A 15,619-nucleotide genomic window follows, 5' to 3' on the forward strand; every position below is an offset into this window, starting at 1 on the left:
GAATATGTTCATTCAGGAGGTCGCATGAGCCGCACCGTGCGGGCGCCGCGAGGCACCACGCTCACCGCCAAGGGCTGGCCGCAGGAGGCCGCGCTCCGCATGCTCCAGAACAATCTGGACCCGGAGGTCGCCGAGCATCCGCAGGAGCTCGTCGTCTACGGCGGCTCGGGCAAGGCCGCACGGGACTGGCCGTCGTTCGACGCGCTGGTCAGGACGCTGACCACGCTGGAGGGCGACGAGACGCTCCTGGTGCAGTCCGGCCGGCCCGTGGGCGTCTTCCGCACCCACGAGTGGGCGCCCAGAGTGCTCATCGCCAACTCCAACCTGGTGCCCGACTGGGCCAACTGGGAGGAGTTCCGGCGGCTGGAATCGGCCGGGCTGACCATGTACGGGCAGATGACCGCGGGCTCCTGGATCTACATCGGCACGCAGGGCATCCTGCAGGGCACGTACGAGACGTTCGCGGCGGTGGCGGACCGGCATTTCGGCGGCTCGCTGGCCGGCACGATCACGCTGACGGCCGGACTCGGCGGGATGGGCGGCGCCCAGCCGCTGGCCGTCACCATGAACGGCGGCGTCGCCATCTGCGTCGACTGCGACCCGCGCTCGGTCACCCGCCGGATCGAGCACCGCTACCTGGACGTCCAGGCGTCATCGTTGGAGGAGGCGCTGCGCCTGGCCTACGAGGCGCGTGACGCCCGCCGGCCGCTGTCCATCGGCGTGGTGGCCAACGCCGCCGAGGCGCTGCCGGACCTGCTGGCCCGGGGCGCGGAGATCGACATCGTCACCGACCAGACCTCGGCGCACGACCCGCTGATGTACCTCCCGGCCGGGGTGGCGTTCGAGGACATGGCCACCGAGCGGGACAAGGACCCGGCGGGCTTCACCGAGCGGGCCCGCGCGTCGATGGCCAGCCATGTGGAGGCCATGGTCGGCTTCAAGGACGGCGGCGCCGAGGTCTTCGACTACGGCAACTCGATCAGGGGCGAGGCCAAGCTGGCCGGATACGCGCGGGCCTTCGACTTCCCCGGGTTCGTGCCCGCGTACATCAGGCCGTTGTTCTGTGAGGGCAAGGGCCCGTTCAGGTGGGCGGCGCTCAGCGGCGACCCGGCCGACATCGCCGCCACCGACCGCGCGATCCTCGAACTGTTCCCCGACAACGAGCCGCTGGCCCGCTGGATCAGGAAGGCGGAGGAGAAGGTGCACTTCCAGGGGCTGCCCGCGCGCATCTGCTGGCTCGGCTACGGCGAGCGCGACCTGGCGGGCGAGCGCTTCAACGACATGGTGGCCTCGGGCGAGCTCCAAGCCCCGGTGGTGATCGGGCGCGACCACCTCGACAGCGGCTCGGTGGCCTCCCCCTACCGCGAGACGGAGGCCATGGCCGACGGCTCCGACGCCATCGCCGACTGGCCGCTGCTCAACGCCATGCTCAACACGGCGTCCGGCGCCTCCTGGGTCTCCATCCACCACGGCGGCGGGGTCGGCATCGGCCGCTCCATCCACGCCGGGCAGGTCACCGTCGCCGACGGCACCGCGCTGGCCAGGGAGAAGATCTCCCGAGTGCTCACCAACGACCCGGGCACCGGCGTCATGCGGCACGTCGACGCGGGCTACGAGGAGGCCGCGACCGTGGCGGCCGAGCGAGGGGTACGGATCCCGATGCGTGAGTCCTGAGTGAGGTGTACGGATTCCGATGCGTGAGTCGTGAGTGACGGGATGATACTGCCGGGTCCCCGGTGTTGGAGGAGGCGTGACGGGCTTCGACGAGTTGCTGGACGGCCGCAGACTCTCACCGGTGCAGCGCAGGATCGCTCATTATCTGGGGGAGCACCTCGAAGAGGCCATCTTCCTGTCCAGCGTGGAGCTGGCCGAGCGGGCCGGGGTGAGCCAGCCGTCGGTGACCAGGTTTGCCGTGGTGCTCGGCTTCGCCGGCTATCCGGAGCTGCGCCAGGCGCTGCGCCCGCTGGTGCTCGGCGGGGCTCCGGAGGGCTCGCAGGAGAGCGTGCTCAGAGGGGCCGTCGACCGTGAGATCCGCAACCTGACCGTGGTGCGGGACCGGCTCGGCAGCCTGCCGCTGAAGGAGCTGGGGGAGGCGCTGGCCGCCACCGAGCCGCTGCCCGTGCTCGGGCTACGGGTGTCGGCGGGGCTGGCCACCACCTTCGCCTACTACACCCGGCGCATCCACCCCGATGTGCGGCTGCTCACCCACGGCGGCTCGGAGCTCACCGACGGCCTGCACGCCGCCCGCCGCGCCGGGGCCGAGTGGTTGGTGGCCGTGGTGCTCCCCAGATATCCCACCGAGGTCATCCATGCTCTGCAGTACGCCGAAAAATTGGGATATCGGGTGGCGGTGATCTGCGACCGGCCCGACTTCCCCGCCGAGGTGGTGCTGGACGCCCCGGTGGGGGACCGGCTGGTGTTCGACTCGCACGCCGCGCCGCTGGCCCTGGCCATGGCCCTGGTGGAGGCCATGGCCGACGCCGCGCCGCTGCGGACCCAGGCCCGGCTGGAGGAGTACGAACGAATGACGGACGAGACCGGCACCTTCTCGACCGGCGACCTCTCGTAGCGCTCAGCGACGACCGGTTCGGCCTGTAGCGCCCCGCGAGTCGCACGGCGACCAGCCAAGATCCGGAAGCTGAACGCAACGTTCGTATACTCAAGGTGAGCAATCAGTTCCCGTGTGTCGCATCAAGGCCATGAGCGGATGTCGATCATGGCTCCCTGTCATGTCGACCCTTGATGCAACTCGTCAGGCGCCTAGTGCTACCTGGCAACATGGACATATCTTCGGGCGGCATAAGCAACTGCAGTACCATGAGACACGCATTCGAACATGGGTTTGGAGAGTAGGATGCGGATCACCGAAGAGCAGTCACGACTGCTCGCGATATGCATGGTCAAAGGCGTTAGCTGGTACCTCGTCGCGCGAGAGGCCCAACGTCCCACCGGCCTGGCGCGCCTATGGTCGGGCAACATCATCGAGTCCTCCCCTGAGGCGACCAAGGCCAGAGCCCTCATCGCCAACAGCGCCCACGAGCTCGATCGCTACGTCGAATCTGCCGTTCAGCAAGCCGAACTCGCGGCCAGTAACGGGGCCCGACTCGTCACTGTCCTGGACAAGGAATACCCTGCCACCCTCCGGTTGATCTTCAACCTTCCACCGTTCCTGTTCGTCCGAGGCGAACTGCGCGAAGCGGACCTGCGCAGCGTGGCCGTCGTCGGTACCCGCCAGGCGAGCGAGGATGGACTACGCCGGGCACGCCGAATGTCCGGCCTGCTCACCGAACGTCAGGTCACCGTCGTGTCCGGCCTCGCCCGAGGCGTTGACACCGCAGCGCATACTGCGGCGCTCGATACCGGCGGCAGGACGATCGCGGTCGTGGGAACAGGCATCCTGCGCTGCTACCCGGCCGAGAACCGCGCCCTGGCCGACCGGATCGCCGAGAACGGGGCCGTGGTCTCCCAGTTCTGGCCGGAAGCCAACGGCGCGACCTACACCTTCCCCCGCCGCAATGTCACCATGTCCGGCATCGCGCAAGGCACAGTGGTGATCGAAGCCGCAAGCACATCCGGGGCGAAGATGCAGGCGCGGTTGGCGCTGGAGCATGGCAAAAGGGTGTTCCTGCTCCGTAGCCTCACCGAGGCCCAACCGTGGGCACAGGAGTACGTCAAGACGCGCGGGGCGCTCATGGTGGAGGACGTGGACGATGTCGTGAAGAGCCTGTCCAGCCCGGATCGGATCCAAGCGGTCAACGAGTCCCGCGCTCAGCTGACTCTCGACTTCGAAGATCTGAAACTGGAGGAGCCATCCCCCGGGGCGCTGTGGTGACCAAGCCAGGGCGGCTGACCTACGGCGACGGCCCACCCCCCGCCGGGTTCGGCAGGTGTGGCGAATGTCCCTACTTGCAGGCAGGGCACGTCCGCATCTGCCACGAGTGCGCATCGGAGAGCTTCCAGCCGCCGAATGAACCCAACTGCCGGATCTGCCACCAGGCGTTGCGGGATGGCGAGCTCGCATGTTCTAACAGGCTCTGCAGCGACCCACAGCGTGCTTTCGAGTGGACGGCCGTCGTCGGGGTCAAGGCCGGCACCCTGGAGCAGGGGGTCCTGCGACTCAAGGGCGGGGCATATGGATGGGGGATGATCTTCGCGCGGATCATCTTGGGTCACCTCTACACCCACCCCGAGCTCGTCGACGAGGTGGACGCCATCATCCCGATGCCCGCCTATCTGGAGCCGCACCAGGCACGCAAAGGCAATGATCACACTGGGTACGTCATCGAACGGGCGATCCTCGAAGACGGTGAGAATCTCCCCTTCGTGTTAGATCCGCCGCTCATCGAGAAGACGCGGGCCACTCCCCGAATGCGGGACACGATCTCCCTTATGGAGCGTCAGACCGTGGCGCATGAGCTGTACGCCGCGCTACATGTGCCGAACCCGGCTCGTGTGCAAGGCCGACGCATCATGGTCTACGACGACGTTTTCACCGCTGGCAGTAGCCTCAACGCGGTGGCCATGAGGCTCAAGGCGAGCGGCGCGGTGAAGGTGTACGGGCTCACTCTGGCTCGCGCCCAGTGGCGCTGAACGTCGCGAAATCGCCGTGGGGATGGTCCCTTCCGCTACGGCTCCCGCGAGTCCGGCCCCGCCCGCGCGGAGATAGTCCCTACGCTCAGACACTGCTCGACCGCGACCAGAGAAACTAAGGATCGCGGGGGGATGGGGCCGGTTCTGAGCTTTGCCAAGGACGGGTGGCTTGCCTTCCTGGCGGAGCTTCCAACGGGGAGTTCGACCTGTCCTAGTACTCCAGCCGTAGATCGTTATGGCCAGCTGAGGGCTGCTTCTTGGCGGTGGTAGTGGCTGGTGCGGGTGCGGTAACTCTGTGGCCCACGGCCACCGCTTGATCATCTGATGTCGACACAACGGAGGAGGATCATGCGGTGGCCGTGCCATGTCCGGGACCGCCACGCCGGCAAGATCACGGCCTACGGCTGGAGTATCAGGAACGGACCCGGTCCGCGGGCGCGGTCCAGCCGGTGGAGCGGATCCACTCGGCCAGGTCCCAGGTGGTCGGCTCGATCGCCTTCACTGCTGCGAGGTCTGACGGGGATTCGGACGGCTTGGCGAACTGGCGGAACATCGCCTTGTCGAGGTCGTTGCCGAGGACGCTCAGCGGCAGGGCCTCGTAGCGTGACGGTAGCCCGGCGCGCGCGCCGAACGCGGCGGCCATCTGGGGGCCCGTCGGCTCGTCGCCGATGACCTCGATGGCTCCGCCGGGCACGTCCGCGGTGTCGAGCAGGATCGCGGCGGCGACCTGGCCGATGTCCTTGATCGAGATCATCTTCAGGGCGATGTCGTCCGGCAGCGGCAGCCTCAGCACGATCGTTCCGTCCTCCAGGCTCGGCGCCATCACGGTCGCGAAGTTCTCCATGAAGGCGGCCGGGCGAACCATCGTGGCCCTCAGGCCGGAAAGCTTCAGGTATTCCTCGATCCGGTGCTTCGAGTCGTGGTGCGGCACGCCCGTTTCGCGCTCCGCTCCGAAGACCGAGGTGAACACGACGTGGGGCACGCGCGCTGCGGCCGCCGCATCGACGAGGGCGGTGCCCACTCGGACCTCCTCCTCGACCTCCTCGAGGCTGTTCGCCTCCGGGGTCATGAAGGAGAACGCGTCGACCGCCTCCAGCGCGGCGACCGTCGACGCCGGGTCGTCGATCCGGACGGTCGCCAGCTCGACGCCTCGGGCGGCCAGCGCCTGTGCTCGATCGGACTCGGGGGTGCGGACGAGGGCCCGCACCCGCGCTCCTCGGGCCAGGAGCGCGTCGACGACCGCTCCACCCTGCTGTCCCGTCGCACCGAAGACCGCGATCGCACCGTTTTCCCGCGTGACCATGTCGCCACCTCTCGCTAGTTCATGGCATGAACCCTGACTAGTTCATGGCATGAACAATACTAGTTCACGCCATGAACTGATGCGGCCATGAGGGTGCCTAGGAGGACTGCGCGGTCTGCCGGGGCGAGGCGGACGCCGAGACGCCCGACGCGTCCACGATGGCGGTGGCCAGGCGTTCGAGGTCGCGCTGGTCGTCGGCGTCGAGGTTCTCCGCGACGTCGGGCAGGCGCTTGGTCATCTCGGCGAACACCGCCTCGGCGAGCACCTTCCCCGTGGGTGTCACGCTGAGCATGATGACCCGCCGGTCCTGCTCTGAACTCGCTCGGCTGACCAGGTGGCGCCGCTCGGTGCGATCGACGAGCTGGCTCAGCGCGTTCTTGGTCATGCCGAGCGCGGCGGCGAGGTATGCCATCTGCCGCGGCTTGTCCTTGATCGCGCACAGCAGCGTGGCCTGTGAGGAGGTCAGGTCGTACTCGGCGCAGATCTGCGCGTATCTCCGCTGGATCAGGACCGAGAGCCAGAAGAGCTTGTCACCGTAGTCCACGCCCGCCGCCCCTCGTCTGGTGCAGAACGCCTAGTCTACCGACGCCGACCGGCTTGCCCGACCGGCCGGCGCACGCCATGCGGCACGGGGCGCGCGTGAGGTCGCCGTCTAGTGGGTCTGCGCGAGCAGGGTGGCCAAGGTGCCGGCGACCCGCAGAAGGTCGTCGCCCGGCAGGTCCGCGGCCAGCTCCTCCAGCCTGCTGACGATATCCCCGTGCACCCGCACGGCGAGGACCTCCCCCTCGGGCGTCAGCTCGACCCGGCACGCGCGCCGGTCGGCGTCGTCGCGCACGCGGCGGACCAGCCCGCGCCGCTCCGCCCGATCCACCAGCCCGGTCAGGCTCGGCTTCTCCAGGTGCAGGAGCCTGCTGAGGTCCGTCATCCCGATCCCGTGGCCGCTCGTCAGCACGCACAGCAGTTGTGCCTGCTGCGGGGTGACGTCGCGCTCGCGGCTGACATCGGCGAAAACGTGCTGCACCAGGTGCGACATCCGCACCAGCGCTGCGGCGAAGCCCAGCTCGGCGTCTGTCGCGCTCTTCATCCGCACCTCCTGCCACCGAGTGTAGTTGCGAACAGTTCGTGCCACAAACTATGTTGTTCGCGCTACGAACTGTTCGTATGACGAATTAAATCTGGAGGTGAGACCATGCCCGCATCCCCGCGGCAGATCGTGACGGCACTCGTCACGACGGTCTTCGGCTACTCCCTGATGCAGACGGTCGTGGTGCCCGCGCTCGGCCTGCTCACCCGCGAGCTGCACACCACACCGGCCTGGTCGGCCTGGATCCTCAGCGCGTTCCTGCTGTCCAGCGCGGTGCTCACGCCACTGCTCGGACGGCTCGGCGACCTGTACGGCAAGCGCCGCGTGATGGTCGGCGTGCTCGCCGCGTACGCCGTCGGCATGGCCGGAGCCGCGCTCGCCCAGGACATCGCCCAGCTCATCGCCGCCCGGGTCGTGCAGGGCTCGGCACTGGCGGTGGTGCCGCTGTCGATGGCGATCCTGCGCGAGGCGCTGCCCAGGGAGCGGTTGGCGTCCGCGATGGGTCTGGTGTCCGGCATCGTCGGCGCGGGGGCCGGGGCCGGGCTGGTGGTCGGCGGGTTGCTCGCCGACCAGTTGTCGTGGCGCTACCTGTTCGTCCTCGGTGCGCTGCTGGCGCTGATCAGCCTCGGCATGGTCGCGCGATGGGTGCCCCGCGGCGAGCGTGCGGCCTCCGGCAGGCTCGACGTGCCCGGCTCTGTGCTGCTCGGCCTCAGCCTCGTCGCGGTGCTGCTCGCCCTCACCCAGGGCCCTTCGTGGGGGTGGTACTCGGCGCCGGTGCTCGGCCTGTTCACGCTCGGGGTGGTGCTCGCCGTGGGGCTGCTGGCTCTGGAGCGGCGCAGGAGTGACGCGCTCATCGACGTCGCGGAGCTGGCCGACCGGCCGATGCTGGCCACGCATCTGGCCGCGCTGGTGTTCGGCGCGGGATCGTACTTCTTCTACGTGGCGATCCCGCTGTTCGCCCAGCAGGGGCCCGGCCCGGACGGCGCCGGGTTCGGCGCCTCGGTCACGGTCGCCGGCCTGCTGATGCTGCCCGGCATGCTGGCCATCATCCCGGCGGGCATGGCGGTCGGCCGGATCTCCAAGGCGTTCGGCTCCCGCTGGCCGCTGGCGATCGGGTTCTTGGCGATGGCCGCGGGATCGGTGCTCATCGCCGTGGCGCACGGCGCGTACTGGCATCACCTGGTGTTCTACGGGCTGGTCGGCGCGGGGTCCGGGCTCGTCATGGGAGCGCTGCCCAAGCTGATCGCCGACATCGTGCCGGCGGCCAGGACCGGCACGGCGAACGGGCTCAACAACATCGCCCGCACCGTCGGCGGCGTCGTCGGCAGCCAGCTCGCCGCCGCCGTGATCGCCTCCGGCAGCGGCGGGAGCGCCGGGGCGGTGCCCGACTCGGCCTTCACCGCGCTGTTCTGGCTGGCGGGAGGGGTGGCGGTGGTCGGGGCCGCGGTCTCACCCTACGCCGTGCGCGCCCTGCGGACGGCGACGGCATGAGCGTCTCCGGCGACCGCGAGCCGGCCTGCCCGCGCGGCGAGCGGCTGCCGGACGGTGATCTCGCCGGCCCGCTCGGCCAGGTTCTGCCGCGCCACCTGCGGCAGAACGGCGGCCGGCGGGTCCCCTGGGCGGGCAGGTGTCAGCGGGTCACCTAGGCGGGCAGGTGTCAGCGGGTCACCTAGGCGGGCAGGTCCCAGGAAGGACCGTCCGGGTCGCCGAGCCACACCCGTTGGCCCTGGCGCGTCACGGTGAGCCCGAAGCCCGCTTGGTGCGGGCTGCCCGCGTACTGCCAGGTCAGGACCGCATCCTCGACGGCGTGCCAGAGCTTCAGCGGCCCGTGCTGCCGCACCAGCCACCCCGCGCCCTTGGGATCGCGGCGCGTGGTGGCCTGGGAACCGGTGGCGACGTCGAGCAGGATGATCTCATCGCCGAAGCCCAGTTTCTCGGCTGACGGCGCGCCGAGCTGGGCGACGAATCGACCGGTGTGATCGTCCAGAATGTTCGGGTCGATCCTGCTCTCCCGCTCGATGCCGAGCCCGATCACGTACGACGACCGGGGCGGGCGGGCATGGGGCCGGGCGGGCATGAAGGCGAAGTCGTCGGGCAGGAACCGGCCGCTCGCGGTGCCGTCGTCGGCCAGGGTGAGGTGCGCCATCGCGTCGCCGGGCATCCACCCGGACAGGGGCGTGGTGATGGTGCCGCCGTCGCGTACCTGCTCCATCCAGGCCATGGGGATGTACCGGACCGAGCAGGTCGCGATGAGGCGGTCGTACTCGGCGTTCTTGTCGTATCCCGCCAGGCCGTCACCGGCGACGAGCGTGGGCGCGTACCCGGAGTCCTCCAGCGCCAGGCGGGCGCGGAGGGCGGCATGCCGGTCGTACTCGACACTGGTCACCTGACCGTCGCCCAGGCGCTCGCACATGAGCGCCGTCGAGTATCCCGTCCCCGTGCCGATCTCCAGGACCTTGTCGCCGTCGCTGATGCCTGCCCGTTCGAGCATCATGACGACCATGCTGGGCATCGTCGAGGACGAGGTGGGAGCGCCGACGACGGTCGTGCCGGCCGCCTCGGCCGGGATGCCGTCGACCTGCGTGACCCACGTCTGGTCGGAGTAGGCCATCTCCCACCACTCCTCCTCGGGCAGATGGCTTCGCCGTAGGGAGTGCCAGTGGTCCCCGGCCATCGATTCGTCCCGATGGAAGACGGCTTCGCCCAGGAACCGCTCGCGCGGTACGGCCGCCACCGCTCGACCCCAACCGGGATCGGTCAGCGCGCCTTCTCGCGCCAGCAGCGCGGCCAGTTCCTGGCGCAGGTGCATGGGGGTGGTGCTCATGACACTCCTTTTCGGCAGGTCAGAACGTCAGCTATAACGCCGGCGATCTGGTTGGCGATCAGCTTCCACAGCTCAAGCGTCTCGGGGCGTGACAGGCCTCGCCAGGCCTCACTGACGACGACCCGCTTTCCTGTACGGTCGGTCCGCCGGATCACGTACAGCCCGCCTTCGCAGCACAGCTCGAACTCGACCTTCCCGTGAGTGACGAACTCGCCGACGCGGGATGCCGTTCCTCGCGAGTCGTACGGCGACCAGTCAAGCTCCGGAGTGCTCACCGCTGAGCGCCTTTGAGACATCCGTGATCGAGATCAGGATGCGGACCTCGTAGGCTCGCCAGACGAGAAGTTCCCAGGTGCCGGCGCCGGCCGTCCGGCCGCTCGCACTGTGCCGACCGCGCCACATGCTCGCTGCGGTGGGGTCGCGCCACACGTCGAAGCCGGGAATCGCGTCCGGGACGTACTCAGGCTCACTCAGGGGCATGCGATTACTCTACGTCACATGTACATACCCGTACATGCTCGTTCATGAACGGATCGACATTCGTAACCTCGTTCATGTCTGTCTAGATTCGTTGTGTGATCGAGTTCCGGAAGGATCGCCCTGTGTGGCGGCAGGTGGCAGAAGAGATGCGCCGTCGTATCGCGGCGAAGAAGCCCGGCGACCTGATCGACTCCGAGCTGTCCATGGTTCAGGAGTTCGGCATAGCGCGCGGCACGGCGCGAAAGGTGATCGCCTACCTTCGAGAGGAAGGCGTGATCTACACGGTTCCGGGGCTCGGGAGCTTCGTCGGGCCGGAACCCCCCGAAGATGTGAGCCCGGTGAGCGAAGCAGCGCCATAGATCTCGGCCGGACTGATCCTGGCTGCTGTGATCACGCTCGGGCACAATGGAGAGAGGTATAGCTCACTGCCACCTACTCTGCTCACCTGCGTCCGCTCTCGCTCCCTACCATGTGCAAGTGATCGAACTCGACAGAAGCCGTCCGATCTGGCCGCAGGTGGCCGCGATCATCCGCGAGCGAATCGACGAGGGGGAGTACCCGGCCGGTGAGCGCGTCCCGTCCGTGCTGGCGCTCGTGACCGAGTTCGGTGTGACTCAGGTGACGATCAGAAAGGCGATTGCCGCCCTTCGAGCTGATCACTACATCCGGACCGAGACCGGCATGGGGTCGTACGTGCTGACAGCGAAAGAACGCCAGGATGCGGGCCAGGTGCTTGGGCCCATCCGCCAGCCCAGCAGAGCAAGACCGCGCTCGATGGCGTAGATTCGGTGTGATCGAGTTCCGGAAGGATCGCCCCGTGTGGCGGCAGGTGGCAGAAGAGATGCGCCGTCGTATCGCGGCGAAGAGCCCCGTCGATCGACTCCGAGCTGTCCATGGTTCAGGAGTTCGGCGAACCCTTAGCCTCCTGGCCTGAGTGCCTGTGTTTCGAACCGTTCGATTCTCACCCGACTCGCCGACGGGCCCCATGCCCGAGCTCACGAGCCTGCTCGCGCCCGGCGGCGGTGACCGCTGAGCCGCGTTCCGTGATCCTTCTCGGTGGCAACTGCGGCGGCGGACAGGAGCGTCGCACCGGCGAGGCTGCCCCAGAGGGCAGCCGAGCCGTGGGAGGCGAGAGCGGTGATGACCGCCGGGGAGACGGCGAGGCCGAAGCCCGTGGAGAGCTGGAAGCGGGCGAGGGCGCGTCCCAGGACATGCGCCGGGGCGAGCGCGGTGACGAGCGCGGTGGCGCTGCCCGCATAAATGATCTCGCCGAGGGTGCAGACCCCGGCCACCGCGGCGACGGCCGGGGCACCCCAGCCGTGTCCCAGGGAGGTGGCCGCGAGGAAGCCGAGGTAGGACGCGGCGAGTACCACGCCGGAGAGAGCCAGCACAGACTGACGGGGAAAGCGGGACAGCAGGACGGTGACCGGAACCTGCAGGGTGACCACCAGCACCGTGTTGGCCACGAAGATGGCCGCCGACCACACCGGGGAGGCGTGCATCTGCGTCACCAGGACCAGCGGGAGCGCGATTTCGAAGAGGTTGAGGCAGAAGACGTAGATCACGTTGGCGGCCAGCAGCGCGCGCATCCGGGGTGCGGGCTCGTCGTCCCGGTCCCTGTCCTTGGCCGTGGCAGCATGCACGTGGACCGACCACGCCAAGGCCGCCGCGGCGAGGTAAGCGAGCCCGGTGACGGCTGCCAGCGCCTGCAATGCGGTGGTGCCGCCCGCCAGGCATGCGGTGGCGAGGAGTGCACCGGCGCCCAGGCCGGCGTTGCGCAGGGCGCGGCCCCCCGCGAGAGCGGCGTCGCGTTCGCGGCCGTGGGCGACCGTGGCCACGAGGGCGGCATGGGCGGCCGGCCATGCCTGGTTGCCGATGCCGAGGAAAAGCGCCGCCGTCGCGAACAGCCAGATGTTCCCCGTCGGGGTGGCCAGCAGCAGCGCCACGCCCAGCACCCGCACCAGCATCGACGCTGCCACGACCGTGCTGCGTGCGCCCCGATCCAGCCACCGGCCGACAGCGGGCATGCACACCAGACCCACGACGGCGCCGACCGTCATGGCGATGCCGGTGACCGGCGCGGACATCCTCAGCACCATCACCCCGTAGAGCAGCAGAAAGGGCCGCAGCAGGCCGGTGCCGAGCGCGTCCACCGCCAGGGCGACGGCATAGCGGGGGCCTCCGGAGGCACGGACGAGGGCGCGCGGCCGGATCTTGGTGGTGGTTGCCATGGCGTCAACGATGCGTCCGGCCGCCGGGCCGACCGCGTCGGTTGACGGACACCGTCAACCGACGCGGTCGTCGGCCATCCGACCAGCGATGATGAGGGGATGACGTTGAGGATCGACATCGGTGGCCTGCCGTCCGGGCGAGCGCGGTTCACTGCCTCCCCGCTGGCCGAGCTGACCGCGATGCTGCACGTGCTGGCCGAACCCGGGCATCACCCGCAGTTCGCCGGCTGGGCCGGGGACGTCTGGGCCGGGCTGCGGCCGGAGCTGGCCGAGCGGCTCAGGGAGGCGGAGTTCCTCTGGCGTTCCTCACGAGCCGACTTTCTGGTCCCCGCTCGTCCCCGGCCGACCCTCGCCGAGGAGCTGGACGATGTAGACCGGATCGACGATGAAACCTATGTGACCGCCGCGCTCATCACCACGTGCGGCAGCAACCGGGTCCACTTCGCCGCGCCGTCACCGCTCACCGACGCGACGGCGCGCGAGCGGGCCCTGGACCTCGCCCAGGCCCGCGGCGCACTTCAGGAGGCCTTCGCGGAACGGCTGCTCGCGGACCCGGCCGCCGTGCGGGCACGGGTGCGTCACACCCTCGAACAGTGCGCCGAGGCCTTCTTCGACACCGCCTGGACGGGCGTCGCCGTGCAACTCGCCACCGATCTGCGCCTGAAGAACGACCTGCTGAAGCGCCAGGGCATCGGGGCGGCACTCGCGTCGGTCTCTAGCGCCGTCACCCTGACGGCGGACGGCAACCACATCATCGTGGACAAGCTGCAGGACAATGCGACCGCCGCCCACGGTACCGGGGTCACCTTCCTCCCCAGCGTCTTCGGCCGCCCGCACCTGGTGGTGATCCACGCGCCCGGGTGGCAGCCGGTGGTGCAGTACCCCGTCGCCGAGGCAAGTCCGTCGAAGCCGGTATCGCTGGAAACGGTCACGCTACGGCTGGAGGCACTCGCGCATCCGGTACGGCTGCGGCTGCTGCGCACCCTCGCCCGCGGCCCGCACACCACCGGTGAGCTGGCCCACGCCTGGGAACTTTCACCCCCGGAGGTTTCCCGCCACCTCGCTGTCCTGCGCCGTGCGGGCCTGCTCACGGCCCGGCGGCACGGTCGTTACGTCCGCTACACCCTCAATCTCTCCGATCTGACGGCGCTGGGCGCCGACCTGCTGACGGCCGTCCTGCGCTGACCGGCTCCGGTCTGCCAGAACACGGGCGATCGCCGCCGTCGCAGCATCATCCGACTCGGCAGGCCGCCGTGCAGTGCCGGCGCGACCGCCTGCTGCTCTCGGATCTCGGCCAGGCACTCATCGGGGCAGGAAAGCTCGCACGATACGGTCACCCGCCGGGCTGCGACAGGTGTCCCAGTGGCCAAGGGTCAGGTCGTCGATGACCCATAGGCCGCGTCCGTGCTTTTCGTCCACGCCGGGGCAGTGGGGCATCGGGGTGGAGTCGGTCAGCCCTGGGTCCGTCACCGTGAGTTCCCAGTAGCCGGGGGTCGGGAGCAGGATCATCCTGATCCAGGTGGCATGGGCGTGCAGGAGTGCGTTGGTGACCAGTTCGGATGCGATGAGCTGGAGGTCGGGGAGTGCGGGATGCTCGCGGCCCATCCAGGTCGCCAGCTCCCTGCGGGCCAGGCCGGGGAGTAGGCGCGGGTCGTCCAGCTCGCTGACCGACCAGGCATGGGAACCGGCGCATGGGGGATCTGACACGGGTACTCGCATGGTCACCTCGGGGAGTTGGGGCGTACAGGCTTGACCTGCGAGTACGCACTCGCTGAGACCTGAAGCTTCCGAGCGGTCGGAAGTCCTCACAGCATGTAGTTCCGTTCGCCGGCACGCAGCCGGGATTGGGCTTACGATTCCGTACAGTTAGTAGGCGGCTCCCGTGTGTAGTGGTACGGGGTCATCGCCCTGGAAAGGGGTGACATGCCGAAAGGCGAACAGGAGTCGAGCAAAGAAGCTTGGATGGAGTACGCCCATCGCCTCAAGAAGTTCCGGGTGGAGCACGGGCTGAGTCAGGAGCGGCTCGCGGAACGGGTGCCCTACAGCGAAAGTGCGGTGGGGCACGTCGAGCGGCTCATGCGTAAGCCGAGTGAGGACCTCACCCGTGAGCTGGAGAAGGCGCTGGGGCTCGACGGGCAGCTTATGGAATTGCTTCCGCAGATCCATGGGGTGCTGGGGCCTCGCTGGTTCCGGGAATGGCCGAAAGTGGAGGCGACGGCGCACGCCATCCGGACCTGGGAGCCGATGCTGATCCCCGGCCTTCTGCAGACCGAGAGTTACGCCAGGAAGGTGTTCCTAGGAGAGCCGGGGGCGACGGAACAGGAGAGCGAGAAGGCGGTGCAGTTCCGGCTTCACCGGCAAGGCGTCTTCAGTCGTTCAGCGCCGCCCATGTACTCGGCTCTGATCGACGAGAGCGTTCTCCGTCGCCCTGTCGGCGGACCGCAGGTGATGCGGGATCAGCTTCAACGGCTCCTTGAGGTGCTCAATCCGCCGTACATCACAGTAAGGATCGTTCCCCTCAAGGCAGGGCTCACGGTGGGATGTCTCGGCGCGTTCGAGGTGGCCACGCTGCTGGACGGTGGGCCGGACCATGCATATCTGGAAAGCGCCGAAGAGGGGCGGGTTACCAATCGCGTCAGGACCGTACAAGCGCTTATCGTGCAGTGGGAAGCACTGTCCAGCATGGCCTATCCCGTCGACAGAAGTCGGGAGGCCATTCGCGAGGTGATGACGAATTATGAGTGACGGTCTCCGTGTCGGCGAGTGGACCAAAGCCAGAGCGTCGGGCGGGAATGGCGGAAGCTGCGTCGAGGTGATGCGGCGGCCGGATGACGGTGTTCTCGTCCGTGACACCAAGGATCACGGGGAAGGGCCCGTCCTGAGCTTCACCAGGGACGAGTGGCTCGCCTTCCTGGACGGGGCTTCCAGCGGGGAGTTCGACCTGTCCTAGACGATGACTTCTGGAGGGGTTCGGCCTGGTCGGCTGAGCCCCTTCTCCCGTACCTGCTCGTAAGGAGGGTCTCCCTACAGGTAGGTACGGGCGCTACGGGTCAGGGCGGGAAACCCTAAGAAACCGCGAACAAGGATGCCCGCATCGGGCAATCAGC

The 15,619-nt window shown here is 68.7% G+C and carries 18 protein-coding genes; 11 read left to right on the forward strand and 7 right to left on the reverse strand.

Going from position 1 to position 15,619, the window contains the following annotated elements; all coding sequences use genetic code 11:
* Positions 1 to 24: 24 nt before the first annotated feature.
* From hutU to OHA68_RS23060, 4 genes are all read left to right on the forward strand, one after another.
* Positions 25 to 1,674 carry a urocanate hydratase gene (gene hutU / locus OHA68_RS23045; RefSeq protein ID WP_327102111.1) on the forward strand — a complete coding sequence of 550 codons (1,650 nt, stop codon included), beginning with the start codon at positions 25 to 27 and terminating at the stop codon, positions 1,672 to 1,674.
* A 76-nt stretch (positions 1,675 to 1,750) separates the two neighbouring features.
* Positions 1,751 to 2,569, forward strand: coding sequence for a MurR/RpiR family transcriptional regulator (locus OHA68_RS23050; RefSeq protein WP_189138355.1), 819 nt, complete (start codon positions 1,751 to 1,753; stop codon positions 2,567 to 2,569).
* A 285-nt stretch (positions 2,570 to 2,854) separates the two neighbouring features.
* On the forward strand, positions 2,855 to 3,832 hold the full coding sequence (gene dprA, locus OHA68_RS23055; protein WP_327102112.1) for a DNA-processing protein DprA: 978 nt from the start codon (positions 2,855 to 2,857) through the stop codon (positions 3,830 to 3,832).
* Between the two features lie 311 nt (positions 3,833 to 4,143).
* Entirely contained in the window at positions 4,144 to 4,590 is a 447-nt protein-coding gene (locus OHA68_RS23060) for a ComF family protein (RefSeq protein WP_327102113.1), read from the forward strand.
* A 412-nt stretch (positions 4,591 to 5,002) separates the two neighbouring features.
* Here OHA68_RS23060 and OHA68_RS23065 read toward each other — a convergent pair whose 3' ends face one another.
* The 3 genes from OHA68_RS23065 to OHA68_RS23075 form a co-directional block, all read right to left on the reverse strand.
* A complete protein-coding gene (locus tag OHA68_RS23065) occupies positions 5,003 to 5,893 on the reverse strand; it encodes an NmrA/HSCARG family protein (protein WP_327102114.1) in 891 nt (296 codons plus the stop codon).
* A gap of 97 nt (positions 5,894 to 5,990) precedes the next feature.
* Positions 5,991 to 6,437: a MarR family winged helix-turn-helix transcriptional regulator gene (locus tag OHA68_RS23070; protein ID WP_327102115.1), complete on the reverse strand. Its 447-nt coding sequence runs from the start codon at positions 6,435 to 6,437 to the stop codon at positions 5,991 to 5,993.
* A gap of 108 nt (positions 6,438 to 6,545) precedes the next feature.
* Entirely contained in the window at positions 6,546 to 6,977 is a 432-nt protein-coding gene (locus OHA68_RS23075; RefSeq protein ID WP_327102116.1) for a MarR family winged helix-turn-helix transcriptional regulator, read from the reverse strand.
* A gap of 105 nt (positions 6,978 to 7,082) precedes the next feature.
* Between OHA68_RS23075 and OHA68_RS23080 the strand changes: the two genes are divergently transcribed.
* Together OHA68_RS23080 and OHA68_RS23085 are read left to right on the forward strand one after the other, a co-directional pair.
* Positions 7,083 to 8,468: an MFS transporter gene (locus OHA68_RS23080; protein ID WP_327102117.1), complete on the forward strand. Its 1,386-nt coding sequence runs from the start codon at positions 7,083 to 7,085 to the stop codon at positions 8,466 to 8,468.
* Positions 8,465 to 8,623 (forward strand): hypothetical protein, encoded by a 159-nt coding sequence (locus tag OHA68_RS23085; RefSeq protein ID WP_327102118.1) that lies wholly within the window; start codon positions 8,465 to 8,467, stop codon positions 8,621 to 8,623. Before OHA68_RS23080 ends, OHA68_RS23085 begins: the two co-directional genes overlap by 4 nt.
* Positions 8,624 to 8,646: 23 nt before the next feature.
* Here the strand turns inward: OHA68_RS23085 and tgmC are convergent, their stop codons facing one another.
* Together tgmC and OHA68_RS23095 are read right to left on the reverse strand one after the other, a co-directional pair.
* Complete coding sequence (gene tgmC, locus OHA68_RS23090; protein WP_327102119.1) at positions 8,647 to 9,801, reverse strand: ATP-grasp peptide maturase system methyltransferase; 1,155 nt, start codon at positions 9,799 to 9,801, stop codon at positions 8,647 to 8,649.
* Positions 9,802 to 10,056: 255 nt separating this feature from the next.
* Positions 10,057 to 10,281 (reverse strand): hypothetical protein, encoded by a 225-nt coding sequence (locus OHA68_RS23095; RefSeq protein WP_327102120.1) that lies wholly within the window; start codon positions 10,279 to 10,281, stop codon positions 10,057 to 10,059.
* Between the two features lie 95 nt (positions 10,282 to 10,376).
* Between OHA68_RS23095 and OHA68_RS23100 the strand changes: the two genes are divergently transcribed.
* Positions 10,377 to 10,640 (forward strand): winged helix-turn-helix domain-containing protein, encoded by a 264-nt coding sequence (locus OHA68_RS23100; RefSeq protein WP_327102121.1) that lies wholly within the window; start codon positions 10,377 to 10,379, stop codon positions 10,638 to 10,640.
* 118 nt (positions 10,641 to 10,758) lie between these two features.
* A complete protein-coding gene (locus tag OHA68_RS23105) occupies positions 10,759 to 11,064 on the forward strand; it encodes a GntR family transcriptional regulator (protein WP_327102122.1) in 306 nt (101 codons plus the stop codon).
* A gap of 212 nt (positions 11,065 to 11,276) precedes the next feature.
* On the opposite strand, the gene OHA68_RS23110 is transcribed toward OHA68_RS23105, so the two are convergent.
* The gene (locus OHA68_RS23110; RefSeq protein WP_327102123.1) at positions 11,277 to 12,512 is read right to left on the reverse strand and encodes an MFS transporter; all 1,236 of its coding nucleotides are present in this window, start codon (positions 12,510 to 12,512) and stop codon (positions 11,277 to 11,279) included.
* 99 nt (positions 12,513 to 12,611) lie between these two features.
* On the opposite strand from OHA68_RS23110, the gene OHA68_RS23115 reads away from it, so the two are divergent.
* On the forward strand, positions 12,612 to 13,697 hold the full coding sequence (locus OHA68_RS23115; protein ID WP_327102124.1) for a helix-turn-helix domain-containing protein: 1,086 nt from the start codon (positions 12,612 to 12,614) through the stop codon (positions 13,695 to 13,697).
* A 117-nt stretch (positions 13,698 to 13,814) separates the two neighbouring features.
* On the opposite strand, the gene OHA68_RS23120 is transcribed toward OHA68_RS23115, so the two are convergent.
* Positions 13,815 to 14,219, reverse strand: a complete 405-nt coding sequence (locus OHA68_RS23120; RefSeq protein WP_327102125.1) for an ATP-binding protein — start codon at positions 14,217 to 14,219, stop codon at positions 13,815 to 13,817.
* Positions 14,220 to 14,474: 255 nt separating this feature from the next.
* Between OHA68_RS23120 and OHA68_RS23125 the strand changes: the two genes are divergently transcribed.
* Both OHA68_RS23125 and OHA68_RS23130 read left to right on the forward strand, forming a co-directional pair.
* On the forward strand, positions 14,475 to 15,257 hold the full coding sequence (locus OHA68_RS23125; protein WP_327102126.1) for a helix-turn-helix domain-containing protein: 783 nt from the start codon (positions 14,475 to 14,477) through the stop codon (positions 15,255 to 15,257).
* On the forward strand, positions 15,250 to 15,462 hold the full coding sequence (locus OHA68_RS23130; RefSeq protein WP_327102127.1) for a DUF397 domain-containing protein: 213 nt from the start codon (positions 15,250 to 15,252) through the stop codon (positions 15,460 to 15,462). The genes OHA68_RS23125 and OHA68_RS23130 overlap by 8 nt, the downstream gene beginning before the upstream one ends.
* The last annotated feature ends 157 nt before the right edge of the window (positions 15,463 to 15,619 follow it).

Origin of the sequence: Nonomuraea glycinis, assembly GCF_035920485.1 — a bacterium.
Classification (GTDB): Bacteria; Actinomycetota; Actinomycetes; order Streptosporangiales; family Streptosporangiaceae; genus Nonomuraea; species Nonomuraea glycinis.